Below are 21,643 nucleotides of genomic sequence, written 5' to 3'. Positions count from 1 at the left end.
CTGTTGTTCACCTTCCTCTCCGACAACGACCTACGTCACACCCCCCGCGAGTCTCTGTTACCGGATCGTTACGTTTCGCCGGGCGCGGGCCGCCGGAGAGGCGCGGTCGCGGGAACGTCCGGGGCATCGGGCACGCTGTTGCTCCTGATGACCGCCACCGCCCCTCCTCCGCTGCTCGACGACCCCGCCGACCTCACCGCGCTGCGCGCCACGGGCGGCGACCCCGACGAGCTGTTCGCCGCCTTCGCCGCGTGGGCCGAGGCCGGCGGCACGACGCTGTACCCGGCGCAGGAGGAGGCGCTGATCGAGCTGGTCAGCGGCGCCAACGTCGTCCTGGCGACCCCGACCGGCTCGGGCAAGTCACTGGTCGCCACCGGCGCGCAGTACGCGGCCCTGGCCGCCGGCCGGCGCAGCTACTACACCGCCCCGATCAAGGCGCTGGTCAGCGAGAAGTTCTTCGCGCTCTGCGGGGTCTTCGGCGCGGCCAACGTCGGCATGCTCACCGGCGACGCCGCGGTCAACCGGGACGCGCCGATCATCGCCTGCACCGCGGAGGTGCTGGCCAACATCGCGCTGCGCGAGGGGGCCGACGCCGACATCGGTCTCGTGGTCATGGACGAGTTCCACTTCTACGGCGACCCCGACCGCGGCTGGGCCTGGCAGGTGCCGCTGCTGGAGCTGCCGAAGGCCCAGTTCCTGCTGATGAGCGCCACGCTCGGCGACGTCACGTCGCTGCGCGAGGACCTCACCCGCCGCACCGGCCGCCCGACCGCGCTGGTCGCCAACGCCGTCCGCCCGGTGCCGCTGCACCACTACTACGCGACGACGCCGATGCACGAGACGATCCAGGAGCTGCTGGACACCCAGCAGGCGCCGGTCTACGTCGTGCACTTCACCCAGGCCTCCGCGCTGGAGCGGGCGCAGGCGCTGATGAGCGTGAACGTGTGCAGCAAGGAGGAGAAGGCCGCGATCGCCGAGATGATCGGCGGCTTCCGGTTCTCCTCCGCGTTCGGGACGACGCTGTCCCGCCTGGTGCGCCACGGCATCGGCGTCCACCACGCCGGCATGCTGCCCAAGTACCGGCGGCTGGTGGAGCAGCTCGCCCAGGCCGGCCTGCTCAAGGTCATCTGCGGCACCGACACCCTGGGCGTGGGCATCAACGTGCCGATCCGCACCGTCGTCTTCTCGGCGCTGTCCAAGTACGACGGCACCCGCACCCGGCTGCTGCAGGTCCGCGAGTTCCACCAGATCGCCGGCCGCGCCGGTCGCGCGGGCTACGACACCGCGGGCACCGTCGTCGTCCAGGCGCCCGAGCACGAGGTCGAGAACCTCAAGCAGTTCGCGAAGGTCGCCGACGACCCGAAGAAGCGCCGCAAGCTGGTGCGCAAGAAGGTGCCCGACGGCATGGTGCCGTGGAGCGAGGCGACGATGAACCGGCTGGTCGAGGGCGAGCCGGAGAAGCTGACCAGCCACATGCGGGTGACGACGGCGATGGTCCTCGACGTCGTCGACCGGCCCGGCGATCCCTTCCTCGCCATGCGCCGGCTGCTCACCGAGAACCACGAGCCGCGCGCCAAGCAGCTGAAGCTGATCCGCGACGCCATCGGCATCGCGCGGTCGCTGCTGCAGGCCGGCGTCCTGGAGCGGCTGCCCGAGCCGGAGCCGGACGGCCGCCGCTACGACCTCACCCTCGACCTGCCGCCGGACTTCGCGCTCAACCAGCCGCTGTCGACGTTCGCGCTCGCGGCCATCGACCTCCTCGACCCGGAGTCCGACACGTACGCGCTCGACGTCGTCAGCGTCATCGAGGCGACCCTCGACGACCCGCGGCAGATCCTGTCCGCCCAGCTGAACAAGGCCAAGGGCGAGGCGGTCGCCCAGATGAAGGCCGAGGGCATCGAGTACGACGAGCGGATGGAGCTGCTCGAGGAGGTGAGCTACCCCAAGCCGCTGGAGGAGCTGCTCGGGCACGCCTACGACGTCTACCGGCAGAGCAACCCGTGGGCGGCCGACGGGCAGCTGTCCCCGAAGTCGGTCGTGCGGGAGATGTGGGAGCGGGCGTTCACCTTCCGGGAGTTCGTCAACACCTACGGGCTGACCCGCGCCGAGGGGGCCGTGCTGCGCTACCTCTCCGACGCGTTCAAGGCGCTGCGCTCCGGGGTGCCCGCCGCGGCGCGCACCGAGGAGGTCACCGACCTGGTCGAGTGGCTGGGAGAGCTGGTGCGCCAGGTCGACTCGAGCCTGCTCGACGAGTGGGAGCAGCTCACCAACCCGGAGGACGGCGCGGTGGCCGAGGTCGCCGTCCCGGCCCGGCCGCGCCCGCTCACCGGCAACGAGCGGGCGTTCACCGCCATGGTCCGCAACGCGCTGTTCCGCCGGGTGGAGCTGTGGGCCCGCCGCCGCTGGTACGACCTGGGCGAGCTGGACGCCGGCTCCGGCTGGGACGCCGACCGCTGGGGCGAGGTGGTGCACGCCTACTTCGCCGAGCACGGCGAGGTGAACACCGGCGCGGACGCCCGCGGGCCGGCGCTGCTCGTCTGGGACAAGCAGCCCGGGGTCTGGCGGGTGCGGCAGATCGTCGACGACCCCGAGGGCGACCACGACTGGGGCTTCGACGTCGAGGTCGACCTCGAGGCCTCCGACGAGGAGGGCGCCGCGGTGATCCGCCTGGTCGACGCCGGCCGCAAGGACTGATTCAGCCGGGCAGCACCTTGCCCGGGTTCATCAGGCCGGCAGGGTCGAGGAGCTGCTTGATGCTCCGCATCAGCTCCAGCTCGAAGCCGTCCTTGTAGTCGGCGATGACGTCGCGCTTGGACTGGCCCAGCCCGTGCTCGGCGCTGATGCTCCCGTCGAAGCTGCTGGTCGAGTCGTAGACGACGCGGGCGAGCTCGCCGGCCCGCCGCCGGAAGGCGTCGTCGTCGGAGTCCACGGGCTTGCTCAGGTTGTAGTGCAGGTTCCCGTCGCCGACGTGCCCGTAGGTGACGATCCGAATGCCCGGCACCGCTTCCCGCAGCGCCCGATCGGTCCGCTCGACGAAGGCCGGGATGCTGCTGACCGGCACCGTCACGTCGTGCTTCAGGCTCGGGCCCTCGAAGTTCTGGGCCTCCGAGATGCCCTCGCGGAGCGCCCAGAGCGCGGCGGTCTGCGCCGGACCGGACGCCACGACCGCGTCGGCGGCCACCTCCCGCTCGAACGCCCCACCGAGGGCGGACTCGAGTAACCCGTCCAGGCCGGCGCCGGGCAACGTGTCGCTCAACTCCACGAGCACGTACCAGGGGTGGACGGCCCCGAAGAGGTCGCGCGCGCCCGGTCCGTGCCGCAGCACGAAGTCGACGCTCTGGCGGGACATGACCTCGAAGCCGGTCAGCCGGTCGCCGCAGAGCCCGCGCACGATCCCGAACAGATCCACGGCCGCCTGGACCGAGCCCACGGCCACCCACGCCGTCGCCCGGCTGCGGACGGCCGGGAAGAGCTTGAGCACCGCCGCCGTCACCAGACCGAGCGTGCCCTCCGCTCCGATGAACAGCTGCTTGAGGTCGTATCCGGTGTTGTCCTTGCGCAGCCCGCGCAGGCCGTTCCAGATCCGGCCGTCCGGCAGGACGACCTCGAGCCCGAGCGTGAGGTCGCGCATGGTGCCGTAGCGGAGGACCCCGGTACCGCCGGCGTTGGTCGACAGGTTGCCGCCGATCGTGCAGCTGCCCTCCGAACCGAGGGAGAGCGGGAACAGGCAGCCCTCGGCGGCGGCCGCCTCCTGCACCGTCTGCAGCACGACGCCGGCCTCCACCGTGATCGTCTGGTCGACCGGGTCGACGGCGCGCACCCGCCGCATGCGGTCCAGCGAGACCACCACCTGCCGGCCGGAGGAGTCGGGCACCGCTCCCCCGCACAGCCCGGTGTTGCCGCCCTGGGGGACGACGGCGACGCCCTCCTCGGCGCAGGCGCGCACGACCGCGGCCACCTCCTCGGTGCTGCCCGGCCGGACGACGGCCGCGGCGCTGCCCGAGTACGCGCCGCGCCAGTCGCTCAGGTAACCGGCCAGCTGCCCGGGATCGGTGACCAGGCCGGCCTCCCCCACCAGCGCGCGAAGCCGTCCGGCGAGCGCGGGGGCGGTCATGCGGGGTCCTCCCGTCGGCCGGGGGTGGCCGGGTCCAGGTCCAGCACCCGGCGGGCCGCCGCGGCCCGCGCCAGCAGCTCGCCGGGGGTGGGTCGCTCCGGGCCGGCGGCGGCGATCTCCGCCAACCGCGGAGCCCACCGCGCCATGCGCCCGGGGAAGCCGACCGCGAGCACGTCGACCATCGTCGCGGCCGCCGTGGAGGCTCCGGGTGACGCCCCGAGCAGGGCGGCGAGCGATCCGCCGGCCGAGGTGACCACCTCGGTGCCGAACCCGACCATCGCGCCGCGGCCGCCGGACATCTTCAGCAACTGCACCCGCTGTCCCGCGGGGACCAGTTCCCAGTCGTCGGCCTCGGCCGAGGGGACGAACGCCCGCAGCGCGTCGAGCCGGCCCCGGGGCGTCTGGGCTAGCTGCCGCACCAGGTAGGCCATGAGCGACCGGTTGTCCCGGGCCGATGCCGCGAGGACGGGCACGTTGCCCGGCCGCACCGAGCGCAGCAGGTCGGTGCGCCGTCCCGCCCGGAGGAAGCGCGGGGAGAAGGCGGCGAACGGGCCGAAGAGCAGGTGCTCGCGGCCGTCGACGGTGCGGTGGTCCAGGTGCGGGACGGAGATGGTCGGCGCCCCCGGGGCGGCGTGCCCGTAGACCTTGGCCCGGTGAGCGGCCACCAGGTCCGGCCGCGCGGTGCGCAGGAACAGCCCGCTGATCGGGAAGGCGCCGTAGCGGCGCACCTCGGGGACCCGGGCGCGCTGCAGCAGCGGCAGCGTCGCACCGCCCGCTCCGACGAAGACCCACGGGGCGCGCAGCCGGCGCTGCTGCCGCGTCGCCACCTCCCGGACGCCCACCGACCAGACGCCACCGGTCCGTTCCAGGGCGGTCACCTCGTGCCCCAGCGTGACGACGCCACCGCGGGACCGCAGCGCGGCGAGGAGTTGCCGGGTCAGCACCCCGAAGTCGACGTCGGTGCCCTGCGCCGAGCGGGTGACGGCGACGGGGCCGTCGTCGGGCCGGTCGCCGAACATCAGCGGCAGCCAGCCGGCGAGCACCGCCCGGTCGTCGCTGTACTCCGAGTCGGCGAACAGCGGGTGGTCGCGCAGCGCCTCCCACCGGGCCCGCAGGTGCGCGACGCCGTCCTCCCCGCGGCCGAAGCCCAGGTGCGGCACCGGGCGGACGAAGTCCCGCGCCGGGCCGATCCGGCCGCTCGAGACGAGGTGTGCCCAGAAGACCAGGGAGGCGGCGAACTGCTCGCCGATCTCCACGGCGCGGGCGACGTCGACCGACCCGTCGGCCCGGCGGGGCGTGTAGTTGAACTCGCAGAGCCCGGCGTGGCCGGTGCCGGCGTTGTTCCAGGCGCTCGAGCTCTCCAGCCCCGCCTCGGGCAGCCGCTCGACGACGGCGATCCGCCAGCCCGGTTCCAGCTCGCCGAGCAGCGTCGCGAGCGTCGCGCTCATGACGCCGCCGCCGACGAGCACGGCGTCGAACTCCTCGGTCTCCACGGTGGTTCCTCTCATGCCAGGAGCACGGCGATGCCGACGAGGACGGGAACCGACAGCACGGTGCTGAGCAGGATCGCGTCGCGGGCCAGCAGGGTGCCGCGGTCGTAGGTCGCGGCGTAGACGAAGACGTTCTGCGCCGTGGGCAGCGCGGAGGTCACCGTGACCGCGAGCAGGGCGATGCCGTCGAGGCCGGCGACCCAGCGGCCCAGCGCGTAGGCGACGGCGGGCATCACCAGGTTCTTCAGCGCGACGGCCAGCCACACCTGCCCCGCCAGCGCGCCGGCGGCCGGCCGGGGCGCACCGTGCAGGGTCATCCCGTAGGCCAGCAGCGCGGCGGGCACCGCCAGGGCCGCGATGAGCTCGACCGGCTCGAGGAGCACCGGCGGCAGGTCCAGCCCGCTGGCCGCCAGCAGCAGGCCGAGCGCGCACCCGATCACGACCGGCGTCCGCAGCGGGGCGAGGACCAGTTGCCGCCAGGTCGGGCTCTGCTGCCGGTCGGCACGGGAGCCCGCGAGCACGGCGAGCCCGACCGGCGCCATGACGAGCACCTGGAAGAGCAGGACGGGCGCCACGTAGGAGGCGTTCCCCACGATGTACACGGCCACCGGGATGCCGAGGTTGCCGGCGTTGACGTAGGAGGACGACAGCGCGCCGGTGGTGAGCTGCCCAGCCGGCAGCCGCCACCGCCACCGCGCCAGACCGATGTACAGCAGGGCGGCCACCACCGCGCTGCCCGCAGTGGCGATCAGCGCCAGCGACGCGACCGTGGCCGTGTCGGACCGGCCCAGGGTGAGGAACAGCAGCGCCGGCGTGGCGACGAAGAAGGAGAGCCGGGAAAGCATGCCGGGCGCGTCCGCGCCGAGGATCCCGGAACGGCCCACCCCCCAGCCGACGGCGATCACCGCGGCCAGGGCCGCGAAGCCGCCCAGCACCCCGCTCACCGGCGGAGTTCCGCCTCGACCGCTCGCGCGAGGGTCGCGGCGGCCTCCGGGGCCTGCGGCAGGAACAGGCTCGGCTCGGTCAGCTCCAGCTCCAGGAGCACCGGCCTGCCGGCGTCGTCGGCGACCAGGTCGATCCGGGCGTAGAGCGGCGTCGCCGCGCCGGGCACCAGGTCGCCGATGGCGTCGAACACCGACTGCGCCACCGACCGCTGGCCGGCCGTGGGCGTCATCGGCCGGAGGTCGCCGCGGCTGTCCCGGTCCTGCCGGACTCCCTCGCCGGGCTTCAGCAGGGCGCCCTTGCGCACGGCATGGGAGAACCGGCCGCCGATGAAGAGCATCGCCGTCTCGCCCCGGTCGTCGACGCTGGCGAGGTACGGCTGCACCATCGCGGTCCGCCCCGCCCCGGTCAGCTCCGCGACGTGCGCCAGCACCGCCGCCGGTTCCGACCACCGCGCGGTGTCGCGGGAACCGGCCGACACCGACGGCTTGACCACCCACTCCCCCGCCTCCGGCAGGTCCTCCGCGCGGACCGGGCTCCACACCGTCGGCACCACCGGGAGCCCCGCCCGCTCCAGATCGCGCAGGTAGGTCTTGTCGGTGTTCCAGCGCAGCAGCTCGACGGCGTTGCGCAGCCGCGGGACCGCCTGCGCCCAGGAGAGGAACTCCTCGAGTCGCCAGGCGTAGTCCCAGCAGGAACGGACGACGACGAGGTCGAAGCCCGACCAGTCGACGTCGGCGTCGTCCCAGCGGACGAGGTCGGCCGCGTACCCGGTGTCCCCCAGCGCGGCCACGGCCAACGGCAGGTCGGGATCGACCCGGAGCCCCCGTTCGGAGCCGACCAGCGCAACCCGCTCAGCCACGGGGCAGCTGCAGCTTCCCGTCGATCCGCCGCGGGATGCCCTGGTAGTCCTCGGTCAGCTCCTCCGGCAGCACCTCCGCCGGGGCTCCCTGCCAGGTGACCGGCCGCAGGAACCGGCGGATGGCAGTGGTCCCCACCGAGGTGTGCTGGCTGTTGGTCGAGGGCCACGGGCCGCCGTGGTGCTGCGCCCAGGAGACGGCCACACCGGTGGGGTACGCGTCGTACACCAGCCGGCCGGCCCGGGTCCGCAGCTCCTGCGACACCGCCAGCGGCAGCTCGGTCTCGCCCTCGCCGCGCAGGACCGTCGCGGTCAGGGACGACGGCATCGTCCCGAGCGCCGCGAACAACGCCTTCTCCCCGTCGTAGCGGGCCACCACGGCCACCGGGCCGAAGCACTCCTCCGTGACCTCGTGCGGGAGGTCAGCGGCGTCCGTGGTGAGCAGCAGCGGCGCCGCCCCGAAACCCGGACCCTGCGGTTCGCCCCCGTGTGCGACCGTCGAGACGCCGGGGAGGTCGGCGAGCGAGGAGGAGATCCGCTCGTACGAGCCGGCGATGCCCTCGTTGAGCAGCGTCGGAGCGGCGGTCTCGCGGACGGCGGCGGCCATGGCCTCGAGGACGGTGTCCCCCTCGGGGCCGCTGGGGACGAAGGCCAGGCCGGGCTTGGTGCAGAACTGCCCGGCGCCGAGCGTGAAGGAACCGACGAGTTCGCGGCCGAGCTGCCCACCGCGCTCGGCCGCCGCCCGCGGGGTGACGACGAGGGGGTTGAGGCTGCTCAGCTCGCCGAAGAAGGGAACCGGGTCGGGACGGCGCTCGATGATCTCCAGCAGCGCCCGGCCGCCGTTCACGGAGCCGGTGAAGCCGACGGCGCGGATGGCCGGGTGGGCGACCAGGTCCGCACCCGCCTGCAGGCCGTGCACGATGCCGAGCGTCCCCTCCGGCGCACCGGCCTTGCCGGCGGCCTCGGCGAGGACGTCGAACACCAGCTGGGAGGTCGCGGGATGCGAGCCGTGCGCCTTCACCACGACGGGACAGCCCGCGGCCAGCGCGGAGGCGGTGTCGCCGCCGGGCACCGAGAAGGCGAGCGGGAAGTTGCTGGCCCCGAAGACGGCGACCGGGCCGATCGGCACGAGCATGCGGCGCAGGTCCGGGCGCGGTCCCATCGGGCTGTCGCCGGCGTGGTCGATGGCCGCCTCGAGATAGCTGCCCTCCTGCAGCACCTCGGCGAACAGGCGCAGCTGGTAGCAGGTGCGCGTGAGCTCGCCGTTCAGCCGGGTCGCGCCGAGGGCGGTCTCCCGGTCGGCCACCGCGACCACGTCCCCCCGGCGGGCCTCCAGCGCGTCGGCCAGGGACCCGAGCAGGGCCGCCCGGCCGGCGCGGCCGAGGTCGTCGAGGGCCGGCGCGGCGGCCAGCGCCGCGGCGCACAGCCGCTGCACCTCCGCGGTCGTGGTCTCCTGCGCGACGACCTCGACCTCCTCGCCGGTGCGCGGGTCGATGCTGACGACGTCCATGGGAGTCCTCCTGGAAAACGGGTGGTGGTCGGTGGGGCGATCGTGATCAGCGCGGCGCGTCGACGGTCACGGTGTCCACCGTCCACGCGCGGGCCTGCTCGGTCAGCGAGAAGCCGAGGCCCGGCCGGTCGGACAGGTGCATCCGGCCGTCGCGGATCTCCAGCCGCTCGTGGAACAGGGGGTACAGCCAGTCGAAGTGCTCCACCCAGGCGCCGTGCGGATAGGCCGCCGTGAGGTGGAGGTGGATCTCCATCGCGAAGTGCGGCGCCAACTGCAGGTTGCTGTGCTCGGCGAGGGCGGCGAGCTTGAGGAACTGGGTGATGCCGCCGATCCGCGGGGCGTCCGGCTGGATGATGTCGACCGAGCCGTGCCGGATCAGCTCGTAGTGCTCGGGGACGCTGGTCAGCATCTCGCCCGTCGCGATCGCCGTGTCCAGCGAGCGGGCGAGCTGGGCGTGCCCCTCGGCGTCGTAGGCGTCGAGCGGCTCCTCGATCCAGACCAGGTCGAACTCCTCCAGCGCGCGGCTCACGCGCATGGCGGTGGGCCGGTCCCACTGCTGGTTGGCGTCGACCATGAGGGGCATGCGGTCGCCGATGTGCTCGCGGACCGCGCGGACCCGCCGCAGGTCCTCGGCCCAGTCGGGCTGCCCCACCTTGATCTTGATGCCGCCGATGCCCTCGGCCATGGTGCGCGTCGCGTTCTCGAGCACCTGCTCGATCGACTCGTGCAGGAAGCCGCCCGAGGTGTTGTAGCAGGGCACCGCGTCGCGGTGCGCCCCGAGCAGCTTGGCCAGCGGCAGGCCGGCACGCTTGGCCTTGAGGTCCCACAGGGCGATGTCCATGGCCGCGATGGCCTGCGTCGCCGCACCGCTGCGGCCCACCGATGCGCCCGCCCAGACGAGCTTGGTCCACAAGCGGCCGATGTCGCTCGGGTCCTCACCGATCAGGTCGGCGGCGATCTCCTTCGCGTGGGCGAACTGCGCCGGGCCGCCGGCGCGCTTGGAGTAGCCGAACCCGATGCCCTCGTGCCCGCTCTCGGTGCGGACCTCGGCGAAGAGGAACACCACCTCGGTCATCGCCCGCTGCCGGCCGGTGAGGACCTTGGCGTCGCTGATCGGGTCGGCCAGAGGGAGCACGATCGACGACAGGGTCACCGACGCGATGCGGTCGAGGACGGCCGGGCTGTCCGTGCGGGCGAGCTGTGCGGCGGTCATGGGTTCTCCAGCCTGGGGGCGGTCAGCGGACGAGGCACGGACGCTTGGGGTCGAACGTCCAGCCCGGGACCAGGAACTGCATGGCCACGGCGTCGTCACGCGCCCCCAGCCCGTGCTCCCGGTAGAGCTCGTGCGCGGCGGCGAGCGCGTCCCGGTCGAGCTCCACCCCGAGGCCGGGCGCGGTCGGCACGGCGATGGCGCCGTCCCGGATCTGCAGCGGGGACCGGGTGAGCGGCTGCCCGTCCTGCCAGATCCAGTGCGTGTCCAGGGCCGTGATGTCGCCCGGGGCCGCCGCGCCGACCTGGGTGAACATCGCCAGCGAGATGTCGAAGTGGTTGTTGGAGTGCGAGCCCCAGGTGAGGCCGAAGTCCGAGCACAGCTGGGCGACGCGGACCGAGCCGCGCATGGTCCAGAAGTGCGGGTCGGCGAGCGGGATGTCCACGGCGTTCGACCGGACGGCGTGGGCCATCTGCCGCCAGTCGGTGGCGATCATGTTGGTCGCGGTCGGCAGGCCGGTCGCCCGGCGGAACTCGGCCATGGTCTCGCGGCCGGAGAAGCCGGCCTCGGGCCCGACCGGGTCCTCCGCGTAGGCGAGGACGTCCCCGAGGTCGCGGCACAGCTCGATCGCCTCGGCGAGCAGCCACCCGCCGTTGGGGTCGAGGGTGATCCGGGCGTCGGGGAAGCGCTCGGCCAGCGCGCGGACGGCGGCGACCTCCTGCACACCGGGGAGCACGCCGCCCTTGAGCTTGAAGTCGGAGAACCCGTACCGGGCCTGCGCGGCCTCGGCCAGGGCGACCACCGCCTCGGGGGTCATCGCCTCCTCCCGCCGCAGCCGCTCCCAGTCGTCGGCCGGGGCGGCCTCGGCCAGGTACGGCAGGTCGGTCGCCGTCCGGTCCCCGACGTAGAAGAGATAGCCGAGCATCGGGACGCTGTCGCGCTGCTGCCCGTCACCGAGCAGCTCGGCGACGGGGACGCCGAGGTGCTGCCCCAACAGGTCGAGCAGCGCCGACTCCAGCGCGGTGACCGCGTGGATCGTCGTCCGGAGGTCGAACGTCTGCAGGCCGCGGCCGCCGGCGTCGCGGTCGGCGAAGGCGGCCGCGACCTCCCGGAGCAGGCGACCGTAGGCCGCGATCGGCTGCCCGACCAGGATCGCCGCGGCGTCCTCGATCGTGCGGCGGATCGCCTCGCCACCGGGCACCTCCCCGAGACCGGTACGGCCCTCGGAGTCGGTGACGATCGCGATGTTGCGGGTGAAGAAGGGCCCGTGCGCGCCGCTGAGGTTCAGCAGCATGCTGTCGTGCCCCGCGACGGGGACCACGTCGATCGTGGCCACGGTGGGCGTCCGGCCGGTCATGCCGTCCTCCAGGTGGGTGTGCGCGCCGGGGTCAGGAGACCTTGTTCACCAGGGCGGTCAGCTCGGCGAGCTCCGCCTCGGTGAGGTCGGTGAGCGGCGGGCGCACCCGGCCGCCGTCGCGGCCCACCGCGGTCAGCCCCGCCTTCACGATCGAGACCGCGTAGCCCTTCGTGCGGTCCCGGATGTCGATGTAGGGGAGCACGAAGTCGTTGAGCATGCCGTACACGGCGGTCCGGTCCTGGGCCCGGACGGCCGCGTAGAAGCGCAGCGCGAACTCGGGCAGGAAGTTGTAGAGCGCCGAGGAGTACGTCGTCACGCCGAGCTCGAGGAGCGGCAGCGCGAACGTCTCGGCCGTGGGCAGCCCGCCGACGTAGATCAGCCGGTCACCGACGCGGGCGTAGGTGCGCGTCATCTGCTCGATGTCGCCGATGCCGTCCTTGAGCCCGATCAGGTTGGGGTTGCGCTCGGCCACCTCGGCGACAGTGGTGTCGCTGAGCACCGCGTTGGCCCGGCTGTAGACGATGACGCCCAGGTCGGTGGCCCGGCACACTGCGCCGATGTGCTCGACCAGGCCCTGCTGGCTGGCCTCGGTCAGGTACGGGGGGAAGAGCAGCAGGCCGGACGCCCCCGCGGCCTGGGCCGCGCGGGCCTGGGCCACCGACACCGCGGTACCACCGGTGGCCGGGGCGATGACCGGGACCCGGCCGGCGACCTCGTCGACGGCCACCCGGACGACGCGGTCCATCTCCTCGGAGGTCAGCGAGAAGCCCTCGCCGGTGCCGCCGGCCGCGAACAGGCCGGCCACGTCGAAGCCGGCCTGCCAGGCCAGGTGCTCGCGGTACCGCACCTCGTCGAACTGCAGGTCGGCATCGAAGTGGGTCACCGGGAAGGAGAGCAGGCCGGACTTCAGCCGGTCAGCGAGAGCGTCCGGGGGCAGCAGCGTCACGGGTGGTTCCTCGGGTCCGACGGGTCCGCCCCTCGGCGCTCAGCGGCGCACGCGGCGGTGGTCGACGTCACGGTAGGAAGGAACCGCGATGCATGTCCAAGAGCTGTTTCGCATCGCGTGATGCTCACAGTGCATTGACGCGGATCGTCAGCCGGCGACGGCGCGCCGCCCCAGGACGTCGAGCACCCGGCGCAGCGCGGGGTTCTTCGACTGCCGGGCCCAGAGGAGGTGCAGCTCCACCGGCTCGGGGACGGGCGTCTCCAGCCGCACGAAACCGACGCCCTCGATCGGGAGCCGCGCCGCCGACGCGGGGACGAAGGCGATCCCGCGGCCGGCGGCGACGAGCCAGAGCATCGTCAGCACCTGGCTGACGACGTGCACGGCGTTCTCCGAGGCGACCGGCACGACGCCCACCACGAGGTCGTAGAAGTACCGGGCCCGGGTGGGCGAGTGCATGACCACCGGCTCCGCGCCGAGGTCGGCCCCGGTGACCGGCCGCCCCAGCTCCAGCAGCCGGTGCCCGGTGGGCGCGGCGACGAGCATCGACTCCCGGTGCAGGAGCCGGGAGCCGAAGGCCTCCGCGTCGAAGGGTGGACGGGCCAGCCCCAGGTCGATCTCCTCGTCGAGCAGGCCGGCCACCTGCTCGCGGGTCACCATCTCGGCCAGGTCGATGTCGACGTCGGGCAGCTCCCGCGCCAGGTCGTTGAGCAACCCGCCCAGCACGCCGTAGGTCGATGCGGCGGTGAAACCGATCCGCACGATCCCGCTCGATCCCGACGACACGCGGCGGGCCAGTTCGGGTGCCGTGTCGGCCAGCGCCAGCAACCGGCGCGCCTCGGTCTGGAACACCTCGCCGGCGGCCGTGAGCGTCACCCGGCGGTTGTCCCGCTCCAGCAACTGGGCACCCACTGCCCGCTCCAGCTTCTGGATCTGCCGGCTCAGTGGCGGCTGGGTCATCTTGAGCCGGGCGGCCGCGCGACCGAAGTGCAGCTCGTCGGCGACCGCCACGAAACCGCGGAGTTGCTCCAGCGTGAACGCCATACCGACAAGGTATCAATCAATGCAGCATCGGTTTTGGACAGGCATGGAAGACCGCCCATACAGTCGCCGCACCGAGTGACCGCCCTCACAGCGTCGGAACCCTCCGACCGGGCTCTCGACGAGGAGACACAGATGACCCAGATGCACCGGGTGCGCCGCGGAGCCGCGGCGGGTCTCGGCGTGGCCACGGCCCTCGCCCTGACCGCCTGCGGGGGCAACCTCGGCGGCGGCGAGTCCGCCGACGCCGAGTCCTTCCCCGATGGCCCGATCACCATCCTGGTCGGCTTCGACCCCGGCGGCAGCACCGACCTCATCGGCCGCGCCGTCGCCGACGGGCTGTCCGACGAGCTCGGCGTCCCGGTCAGCGTGGAGAACCGGCCCGGGGCCAACGGCGCGGTGGCCGCCCAGCAGTTCCTCTCCGCGGAACCCGACGGCCAGACCCTGATGGTCATCAACGGCAGCCTCGCCTACATCACCCCGATGGCGGTGTCCGAGGACGAGGTCGTGGACATCAACGACTTCGAGGTCATCACGGGCCTCTCGCTCGACGACTACGTCCTGGTCACCAGCCCGAGCACCGGCTTCACCTCCCTCGAGGACGTGGCGAACGCCGACCGGACGGTCACCTACGGGACCGCCGGCGTCGGCACGGGCAGCCAGCTGTCCTCGGAGCTGCTGTTCAACCAGCTCGACGTGGAGGCGACCGCCGTCCCCTTCGACGGCGGATCCCCCACCCTGACCGCCGTGCTCGGCGGGCAGGTCGACGTCGGCTCCATCCAGCTCGGCGAGGCGATCGAGCAGATCGAGTCCGGCGAGCTCGTCCCGCTGGTGACGTTCGCCGAGGAGCGGCCGGAGTACCTGCCGGACACGCCGACCGCGATCGAGGCCGGCTACGACGTGCCGGTGCAGCAGTCGCGGGCGCTCGTGGCCCCCGAGGGCACGCCCGAGGAGATCGTCGACCAGCTGCAGGAGGCGACCCAGGCCGTTTTCGAGACCGAACAGTACCAGCAGTTCAACGAGAACAACCTGCTGACGCCGAACGAGATCGACGGCGAAGAGCTGCAGCAGCGGTGGACGGAGAACCTGGAGAGCTACCGCAGCCTGGTCGACGAGTACGGCATCGACCTCGGCGGAGCGCAGTGAGCTCTGCTCCCGACGGGGCGCACCGCCCCACCGGTCCCGGCGGCCAGACGGCCGCCGGGACCGGCCCGGCGGGCCTCGTCGAGCGGCTGCACGAGGACCCGACGGTCGCCGACGCCGACGACCTCGCCGCCGAGATGTCCGACGAGGATCGCCCGCCCCCGGCCGGTCCCCTGGCGAACGTGGTCATCGCCCTCGTCGTCGTGGCCTTCGGCATCGCGGCGATGGCCGGCTCGATCGGCCTCGGTATCGGCAGCACATCCACCCCGGCCGGTGGCACCTGGCCCTTCCTCATCAGCGTCGTGCTGATCGCCCTCGGCCTCGGGCTGCTGCCCCTGGCCCGGCGGACCGCCGACGCGGAGAGGTTCACCCGCGCCAGCTGGCTCGTGGTGGCGGGGGTGGCCACGATGGTGGGCTTCGTCGCCGTCATCGGCGTCATCGGGTTCGAGATCCCCGCCGCCGTGCTCGTCTTCGTGTGGCTGCGGTTCCTGGGCCGGGAGAGCTGGCGCCTGTCGGCCGGGCTCACCCTCGGCGTGGTGGCCGCCTTCTACCTGGTCTTCGTCGTGGCCCTCTCGGTCCCGATCCCGCACCTGTTCTAGGGAGTTCCCGGTGGACCTGGCCCCAGTGCTGAACGGCTTCTTCGTCGTCCTCGAGCCCACGAACCTGCTCTACTGCCTGATCGGCGTCCTGGTCGGCATGCTGATCGGCGTCCTCCCCGGCCTCGGACCGGCGGCGACCATCGCCATCCTGCTGCCGCTCACCATCGGCCTCGAGCCGGTGACGTCCATCATCATGCTGGCCGGCATCTTCTACGGCGCCCAGTACGGCGGGACGATCACCTCGGTGCTGCTCAAGCTGCCCGGTGAAGCCTCGACCGTGGTGACCGTCTTCGACGGCTATGCCATGGCCAGGCAGGGGAAGGCCGGGACCGCGCTGGGTATCGCCGCCATCGGCTCGTTCATCGGCGGGACCGTGTCGATCGTGGCGCTGTCCTTCGTCGCCCCACTGGTGGCGAGCTTCGCCCTGGACTTCGGCCCGCCCGAGTACACCGCACTGGCGCTGCTCGGCATCCTGCTCGTCTCCACGATCAGCAGCGGCGACCGGGTCAAGGCGCTGATCGCCGCCGCCGCCGGCCTGCTGCTGGCGACGGTCGGCCGGGACGCCTTCACCGGCGCGGAGCGCTTCACATTCGACAACCTCAACCTCGCCGACGGCCTGGACTTCGTCCCGATCGCCATGGGCCTGTTCGGTCTCGGGGAGATCCTCTACAACCTGGAGGAGCGCCACCGGGCGGTGCAGGCGCCGTCGACCGTCGCGAACGTGTGGCCCTCCCGCAAGGACCTGCGCCAGTCCTCCGGCGCGATCGGCCGGGGCTCGGTGCTCGGCTTCTTCCTCGGCATCCTCCCCGGCGGTGGGGCGACGCTGTCCTCCCTGGCCGCCTACTCGATGGAGAAGCGCCGGTCCAAGACCCCCGAGCGGTTCGGCAAGGGCGCGATCGAGGGGGTCGCCGGCCCCGAATCGGCCAACAACGCCGCGGCCACCTCGTCGTTCATCCCGCTGCTGACCCTGGGCATCCCGGCGAACGCCACGATGGCCGTGATCTTCGGCGCCCTGCTGATCCAGGGCGTGACGCCCGGACCGCGGCTGGTCGAGGAGGACCCGGAACTGTTCTGGGGCGTCATCAACTCCATGTACATCGGCAACATCCTGCTGCTGATCATGAGCATCCCGCTGGTGGGCCTGTTCGTCCGCATCCTGCGGGTCCGCGCCACCGTCCTGGCACCGATCACCGTGATGATCACGCTGGTCGGGGTCTACACCGTCCGCAACAGCGTCTTCGACATCGGCCTCGTCATCGTGTTCGGCGTGCTCGGCTACCTGATGAAGAAGCTGGGCTTCGATCCGGGGCCGCTCGTGCTGGCCTTCGTGCTCGGGTCGCTCCTGGAGAGCAACCTGCGCCGCTCGCTGCTCATCTTCGAGGGCGACCCCACCGGGTTCCTCACCCGCCCGATCTCCGGAACCCTGCTCGTCCTCTTCGTCCTCGTCGCCCTCGGACCCCTGTTGTCCCGGTTGCTCGCCCGTCGACGGGCGGAGACCTCCGACCGTCCCGTCAAGGAGCCCGTATGACCGTCCTCGTCGGATTCGTCCCCACCCCGGAGGGCCGGGCGGCGTTCGCCGCCGGGCTCGCCGAGGCTTCGCGCCGCGGGGAAGGGGTCCTGGTGCTCAACTCACCGCGCAGCGGGGCCCCGGTCAGCGTGGACGTCGCCGACGAGAACACCGTCCGCGACATGACCGCCCGGGCCGAGCAGGCCGCCGTCGCGCTCGAGATTCGGCAGGGCGCACACGACGGCGAGGTGGCCGACGAGGTCCTGCGCGTGGCTCGCGAGACCGACGCCTCGGTGATCGTGATCGGTCTGCGCAGACGCTCGCCGGTCGGCAAGCTGCTGATGGGCAGCAGCGCTCAGCGGATCCTCCTCGACGCCGACCGCCCGGTTCTCGCGGTCAAGCCCTGAGAGACGCCGTCGGGGCGTGACAGCCCCGAGGGCGTGACCGGATCGTCGGGTCACCTCCCGGACGCGGACCGGACGCGACGTGCCAGGCTTCGTCGTGATGGACGCATGACCGGTTGCGAGACGACCGCCGTCGCGACCGCGGGGACCGTGGTGGCGATCGCGGCACCGGTGTCGCGGTGAGCGTCTGGGAGTTCGCCCTGCTGGTGCTGGCCGGCGTGGGTGCCGGCCTCACCGGCAGCATCGCCGGGCTGGCGTCCCTGATCAGCTACCCCGCGCTGCTGGCGACCGGCCTGTCCCCGGTCACCGCGAACGTCACGAACACCGCGGCGCTGGTGCTGACCGGTGTCGGCTCGGTGAGCGCCTCGCGGCCCGAGCTCACCGGCCAGGGCAGACGCCTGGTCCCGCTGGCGGCCGCCGCGGTGCTGGGTGGAGCCGCCGGGGCACTGCTGCTGCTGCTCACGCCGACGGACGCCTTCGAGCGCATCGTGCCGTGGCTCATCGGCGGGGCGTCGGTGGCCATCCTGGTGCAGCCACCACCGCGGGAGCTCGCCGTACGGGGTGTCCTGGCGCACGCCGCCCACCCGCACCGCGACCAGTGGTGGCTCCCCGGGGCGGTCTTCGCCATCTCGGTCTACGGCGGCTACTTCGGCGCAGCGGCCGGGGTGCTGATGCTCGCCACCTTCCTGCTCACCACCGGGGAGGGGCTGCCCCGGAGCAACGCCATGCGCAACGTGGTCCTGGGCGTGGCGAACACGGTCGCCGCACTGGGCTTCGTGCTCTTCGCCTCGATCGCCTGGTCGGCCGCCCTGCCGCTGGCCGCCGGCCTCCTCGGCGGATCGCTCCTGGGCCCTCGCGTCGTGCGCCGGGCACCGCAGGTCGCGCTGCGCCGGGTCATCGCGGCCGCGGGGCTGGGCCTGGCCGCCTACCTGGCCGTCCAGGCCTACTCCTGACCCCGGGTCGCCCCCGGGCCGCGCTCCGTCGCCCGGTGATCAGCCCCGGGCGACGTAGGCGGACAGGAACAGCACGAAGGCGCTGACCACCAGCAGCAGCCGGGCCGGGGTCAGGCCGTTGACGAGGCCGGCGGTGGCCTCCACCCACTGCGGGCGCACGGTGACCTCGCGCGAGCGCTGCCGCACGATCCGCACCTCGTCGGCGAGCAGGACGCCGGCGGCGCCGAGCAGACCCAGGCCGACGACGCCGAAGACCAGCGCCAGCCGGCTTTCGAAGGTGTCCGCCGATCCCGCGAGCAGGAGCACCGCGATCAGGCCCACCAGGAGACCCAGCACCCCGCCGGCCACCGGCGCCCACGGCCCCATGATGGTCAGCGGTCCCCGGCGCGGCCCGCGGGGGGCGGGGCGCACGCTCACCGGCGCGGTCGCGTGCGGGTTCACCTGCTGCGGGCCCGCCGCGGCGCCGTCGCCGTCCGCCGGCACCGGCGTCGCCTCCGGCAGCGGCGGTACAGCGGCGGCTCCCGGAGCGGCTCCGGCGGCGGAGGCACCGGCAGCAGAGGCGCCGGCGGCACCGGCGCCGTCGGCACCGGCCTTGGGCAGGGACATGGTCTGGTTCCGTTCGGTCATCGCACTCACCTCACCGGCCACGCTAGGCACTGCGGCACCACGATGGGCGCAGGACACCCCGCCCGGCGCACGTGGGTCATCCCTCACCGCCCCGACATGCCGGAGCCCTGGTCAAGCGGTAGTCGGGCACGCGCGCGCAGCCACCGCCACGCCTACAGCACCTTCCGGGTCGCTCCGCTCACAGCAGCCGGCGGCTGTCCTCCCGGACCACCCGCAGCCAGCGGTAGCCGTACCCGTCGAGCGTCACCTCCGCCGTGCCGTCCTCCTCGATCGCGGTGGTCCCCTCCTGCAGCAGGTCGGTGAGCCGGGCCCCGGCGAGGTCGGGCAGCCGGAGGAGCACCGACCGCGGTTCGGCGCCGAGGTTGTGCACGGCGACGAGCGCGGCGTCGCCCCAGGCGCAGCGGTGGGCGAGGACCGCGGCGTGCGGCTGCTCGAGCACCTCGAACGTGCCCCAGCCGAGCTCCGGGGACTCCCGGTAGCGCCGGACGAGCAGCTTCATGAACGACAGCAGCGAGTCCGGGTCGCGGCGCTGGTCGGCGACGTTGACGAACTCCGGGGAGAACCCGCCGTCGACCACCGGGCCGGGCAGCTGGTCGGGCTCGGCGAGGGAGAACCCGCCGTTGCGCCCGCTGGTCCACTGCATCGGGGTGCGGACGGCCAGCCGCCCCTTGGCGTCGAGGTCCTCCCCCATCCCGATCTCCTCGCCGTAGAAGAGCACCGGCGTGCCGGGCAGCGAGAACATCAGGCTGTAGACCATCCGGATCCGCCGCGGGTCGCCGTCGAGCATCGGTGGCAGGCGGCGGCGCAACCCCCGGCCGAACAGCTGCATCCGCTCCTCCGGGCCGAACGCGGCGAACACCTCGGCCCGCTCGTCGTCGGAGAGCTTGTCCAGGGTGAGCTCGTCGTGGTTGCGGACGAAGGTCGCCCACTGGCTGTCGGAGGACACCTCCGGGCGGCCGGTCAGCGCCGTGGAGACCGGGCCGGCGTCCCCGCGCGCCAGCGACAGGTAGAGCGCCTGCATGCCGACGAAGTCGAACAGCATGGTCAGCTCGTCCCCGTCGGAGCCGCCGAAGAACTCCAGCTGCTGCTCGAACGGCAGGTTCACCTCGCCGAGCAGCACGCCGTCCCCGACCCGGCGGCCGAGGAAGGAGCGCAGCGAGCGCAGGTACTCGTGCGGCTCGGGGAAGTGCCCGTCGTCACCCGGCTGCGTCTCCAGGAAGAAGGGGACGGCGTCGACGCGGAAGCCCGACAGCCCGAGCTGCAGCCAGTAACCCATGATCTTGGCGACCTCGTCGCGGACCTTCGGGTTGGCCACGTTCAGGTCGGGCTGCTCCTTGTAGAAGCGGTGCAGGTACCACTCCCCCGTCTCCTCGGTCCGGGTCCAGAGGCTGTCCTCCTGGTCGGGGAAGACCACCTGGTCCGAGGTGTCCGGCGGCTCGTCGGCACGCCACACGTACCAGTCGCGGAACGGCGAGTCCTTGCTCGACCGGGCCGACCGGAACCAGGGGTGGTGGATGGAGGTGTGGTTGACCACCAGGTCGGCGATGACCCGGATGCCGCGGTCGTCCGCCGTCCGGACCACCTCCACCAGGTCGCCCAGCGTGCCCAGCCGCGGGTCGACGCCGTAGTAGTCGGTGATGTCGTAGCCGTCGTCGCGCTCGGCCGTCGGGTAGAAGGGCATCAGCCACAGGCAGGTGACGCCGAGGTCGGCGAGGTGGTCGATGCGCTGGGCGAGCCCGGCGAAGTCGCCGATCCCGTCGTCGTTCCAGTCCAGGTAGGTCTCGACGTCCAGGCAGTAGACGACGGCGTTCTTCCACCACAGGTCGCTGGTGTCGGTAATCCTCACGGCGCCGGCACCGGGTCGAGGTTCGGACGGCGGTTCTCGGCCGGGCCCGGCGGATCGATGGCGACCGCCGGCGGCGGGGCGGTGACCCCCAGCTGCGGCAGGACGTGCTCGCCGAACGCGTCGAGGAAGGGCCGCTGCTCCTTCCCGACGTGGTGCAGGTAGATCTCGTCGAAGCCCAGGTCCACGTACTCCTGCAGCCAGGCGGTGTGCTGCCCGAGGTCGGCGGAGATGCGGACCGGCCCGGTCATGTCCTCCGGCATCACGTGCGCGCTGGCCTGCTCGAACGCCTCCGGGCTGTCGAGGTCCCAGCACAGCGGGGGCGGGAAGACGTTGCTGCGCCACTGGTCGTGGGCGATCGCCAGTGCCCGGTCGGGGTCCGGATCCCACGACACGTGCACCTGCAGCGCCAGCGTCCCCTGGCCGCCGGCGTCCCGGTAGGCCGCGATCATCTCGCGGAGCTTGTCGTGCGGCTGGTTGATGGTCACCAGCCCGTCGGCCCAGTCGGCGTTGTTGCGCGCCGTGGCGACGCTGACCGCGGGACCGATCAGCGCCGGCTGCTGCGCGGGCAGCGTGTAGATCATCGCCCGGTCGACGGTGACCAGCCCGTCGTGGCTGACCTCCTCGCCGGCCAGCAGCCGGCGGATCACGTCGACGCACTCCCGCAGCCGGGCGTCGCGCACCTCCTTGCGCGGCCACACCTCGCCGGTGACGTGCTCGTTCATCGCCTCGCCGCTGCCGAGCGCCACCCAGAACCGGCCCGGGAACATCGCGCCCAGCGTCGCGATCGCCTGGGCGACGATCACCGGGTGGTAGCGCTGGCCCGGCGCGTTCACCGCGCCGAACGGCAGGGACGTGGTGGCCATCGCGGCCCCCAGCCACGACCAGGCGAACCCCGACTCCCCCTGCCGCGGGTTCCAGGGCGTGAGGTGGTCCGAGCACATGGCGGCGGTGAAGCCCACCTCCTCGGCGTGCCGGACGGCGTCCAGCAGCGCCGCGGGGTGCACCTGCTCGTGCGAGTTGTGGAAACCGATCACCGGCATGCCCGATGCCTACCGGAGTTCCGGCGCCCCGGCGACCTCAGCCGGGCCGGGTGGACCG

The 21,643-nt window shown here is 73.1% G+C and carries 18 protein-coding genes; 6 read left to right on the top strand and 12 right to left on the bottom strand.

From position 1 onward, the window contains the following. The first annotated feature begins 147 nt into the window (after positions 1-147). Positions 148-2,694, top strand: coding sequence for a DUF3516 domain-containing protein (locus ABDB74_RS08945; protein WP_346623401.1), 2,547 nt, complete (start codon positions 148-150; stop codon positions 2,692-2,694). Between the two features lies 1 nt (position 2,695). On the opposite strand, the gene ABDB74_RS08940 is transcribed toward ABDB74_RS08945, so the two are convergent. The 9 genes from ABDB74_RS08940 to ABDB74_RS08900 all read right to left on the bottom strand — a co-directional run bounded on the left by ABDB74_RS08940 (position 2,696) and on the right by ABDB74_RS08900 (position 13,469). After that, on the bottom strand, positions 2,696-4,114 hold the full coding sequence (locus ABDB74_RS08940) for an FAD-binding oxidoreductase (RefSeq protein WP_346623399.1): 1,419 nt from the start codon (positions 4,112-4,114) through the stop codon (positions 2,696-2,698). Then, on the bottom strand, positions 4,111-5,622 hold the full coding sequence (mqo, locus tag ABDB74_RS08935; protein ID WP_346623398.1) for a malate dehydrogenase (quinone): 1,512 nt from the start codon (positions 5,620-5,622) through the stop codon (positions 4,111-4,113). Before mqo ends, ABDB74_RS08940 begins: the two co-directional genes overlap by 4 nt. Next, positions 5,619-6,548 carry an AEC family transporter gene (locus tag ABDB74_RS08930; RefSeq protein ID WP_346623397.1) on the bottom strand — a complete coding sequence of 310 codons (930 nt, stop codon included), beginning with the start codon at positions 6,546-6,548 and terminating at the stop codon, positions 5,619-5,621. The genes mqo and ABDB74_RS08930 overlap by 4 nt, the downstream gene beginning before the upstream one ends. Continuing rightward, positions 6,545-7,408, bottom strand: coding sequence for a hypothetical protein (locus tag ABDB74_RS08925; protein WP_346623395.1), 864 nt, complete (start codon positions 7,406-7,408; stop codon positions 6,545-6,547). The genes ABDB74_RS08930 and ABDB74_RS08925 overlap by 4 nt, the downstream gene beginning before the upstream one ends. Further along, a complete protein-coding gene (locus ABDB74_RS08920) occupies positions 7,401-8,915 on the bottom strand; it encodes an aldehyde dehydrogenase (NADP(+)) (RefSeq protein ID WP_346623393.1) in 1,515 nt (504 codons plus the stop codon). Before ABDB74_RS08920 ends, ABDB74_RS08925 begins: the two co-directional genes overlap by 8 nt. A gap of 46 nt (positions 8,916-8,961) precedes the next feature. After that, positions 8,962-10,128 carry an L-talarate/galactarate dehydratase gene (locus tag ABDB74_RS08915; protein ID WP_346623392.1) on the bottom strand — a complete coding sequence of 389 codons (1,167 nt, stop codon included), beginning with the start codon at positions 10,126-10,128 and terminating at the stop codon, positions 8,962-8,964. A 22-nt stretch (positions 10,129-10,150) separates the two neighbouring features. Further along, positions 10,151-11,482, bottom strand: a complete 1,332-nt coding sequence (locus ABDB74_RS08910; RefSeq protein ID WP_346623391.1) for an enolase C-terminal domain-like protein — start codon at positions 11,480-11,482, stop codon at positions 10,151-10,153. A 31-nt stretch (positions 11,483-11,513) separates the two neighbouring features. Continuing rightward, a complete protein-coding gene (kdgD, locus tag ABDB74_RS08905) occupies positions 11,514-12,428 on the bottom strand; it encodes a 5-dehydro-4-deoxyglucarate dehydratase (RefSeq protein ID WP_346623390.1) in 915 nt (304 codons plus the stop codon). Positions 12,429-12,575: 147 nt separating this feature from the next. Further along, entirely contained in the window at positions 12,576-13,469 is an 894-nt protein-coding gene (locus ABDB74_RS08900) for a LysR substrate-binding domain-containing protein (protein WP_346623388.1), read from the bottom strand. Between the two features lie 132 nt (positions 13,470-13,601). Between ABDB74_RS08900 and ABDB74_RS08895 the strand changes: the two genes are divergently transcribed. From ABDB74_RS08895 to ABDB74_RS08875, 5 genes are all read left to right on the top strand, one after another. Next, entirely contained in the window at positions 13,602-14,612 is a 1,011-nt protein-coding gene (locus ABDB74_RS08895) for a tripartite tricarboxylate transporter substrate binding protein (RefSeq protein WP_346623387.1), read from the top strand. After that, positions 14,609-15,208 (top strand): tripartite tricarboxylate transporter TctB family protein, encoded by a 600-nt coding sequence (locus tag ABDB74_RS08890; RefSeq protein WP_346623386.1) that lies wholly within the window; start codon positions 14,609-14,611, stop codon positions 15,206-15,208. The genes ABDB74_RS08895 and ABDB74_RS08890 overlap by 4 nt, the downstream gene beginning before the upstream one ends. A gap of 10 nt (positions 15,209-15,218) precedes the next feature. Further along, complete coding sequence (locus tag ABDB74_RS08885) at positions 15,219-16,736, top strand: tripartite tricarboxylate transporter permease (RefSeq protein WP_346623384.1); 1,518 nt, start codon at positions 15,219-15,221, stop codon at positions 16,734-16,736. Then, on the top strand, positions 16,733-17,122 hold the full coding sequence (locus ABDB74_RS08880) for a universal stress protein (protein WP_346623382.1): 390 nt from the start codon (positions 16,733-16,735) through the stop codon (positions 17,120-17,122). Before ABDB74_RS08885 ends, ABDB74_RS08880 begins: the two co-directional genes overlap by 4 nt. Before the next feature lie 176 nt (positions 17,123-17,298). Continuing rightward, positions 17,299-18,072, top strand: a complete 774-nt coding sequence (locus ABDB74_RS08875) for a sulfite exporter TauE/SafE family protein (RefSeq protein WP_346623380.1) — start codon at positions 17,299-17,301, stop codon at positions 18,070-18,072. A 39-nt stretch (positions 18,073-18,111) separates the two neighbouring features. On the opposite strand, the gene ABDB74_RS08870 is transcribed toward ABDB74_RS08875, so the two are convergent. From ABDB74_RS08870 to ABDB74_RS08860, 3 genes are all read right to left on the bottom strand, one after another. After that, positions 18,112-18,699, bottom strand: coding sequence for a hypothetical protein (locus tag ABDB74_RS08870; protein WP_346623379.1), 588 nt, complete (start codon positions 18,697-18,699; stop codon positions 18,112-18,114). A gap of 178 nt (positions 18,700-18,877) precedes the next feature. Further along, complete coding sequence (locus tag ABDB74_RS08865; protein WP_346623378.1) at positions 18,878-20,545, bottom strand: alpha-amylase family protein; 1,668 nt, start codon at positions 20,543-20,545, stop codon at positions 18,878-18,880. Next, positions 20,542-21,585 carry a TIGR03885 family FMN-dependent LLM class oxidoreductase gene (locus ABDB74_RS08860; RefSeq protein WP_346623376.1) on the bottom strand — a complete coding sequence of 348 codons (1,044 nt, stop codon included), beginning with the start codon at positions 21,583-21,585 and terminating at the stop codon, positions 20,542-20,544. Before ABDB74_RS08860 ends, ABDB74_RS08865 begins: the two co-directional genes overlap by 4 nt. Between the last annotated feature and the right edge of the window lie 58 nt (positions 21,586-21,643).

This window comes from Blastococcus sp. HT6-4 (assembly GCF_039679125.1).
In the GTDB taxonomy this organism is placed as follows: domain Bacteria; phylum Actinomycetota; class Actinomycetes; order Mycobacteriales; family Geodermatophilaceae; genus Blastococcus; species Blastococcus montanus.
The sequence above is the reverse complement of the archived record's forward strand: the minus strand, read 5'-3'. Positions and strand labels throughout refer to the sequence as shown.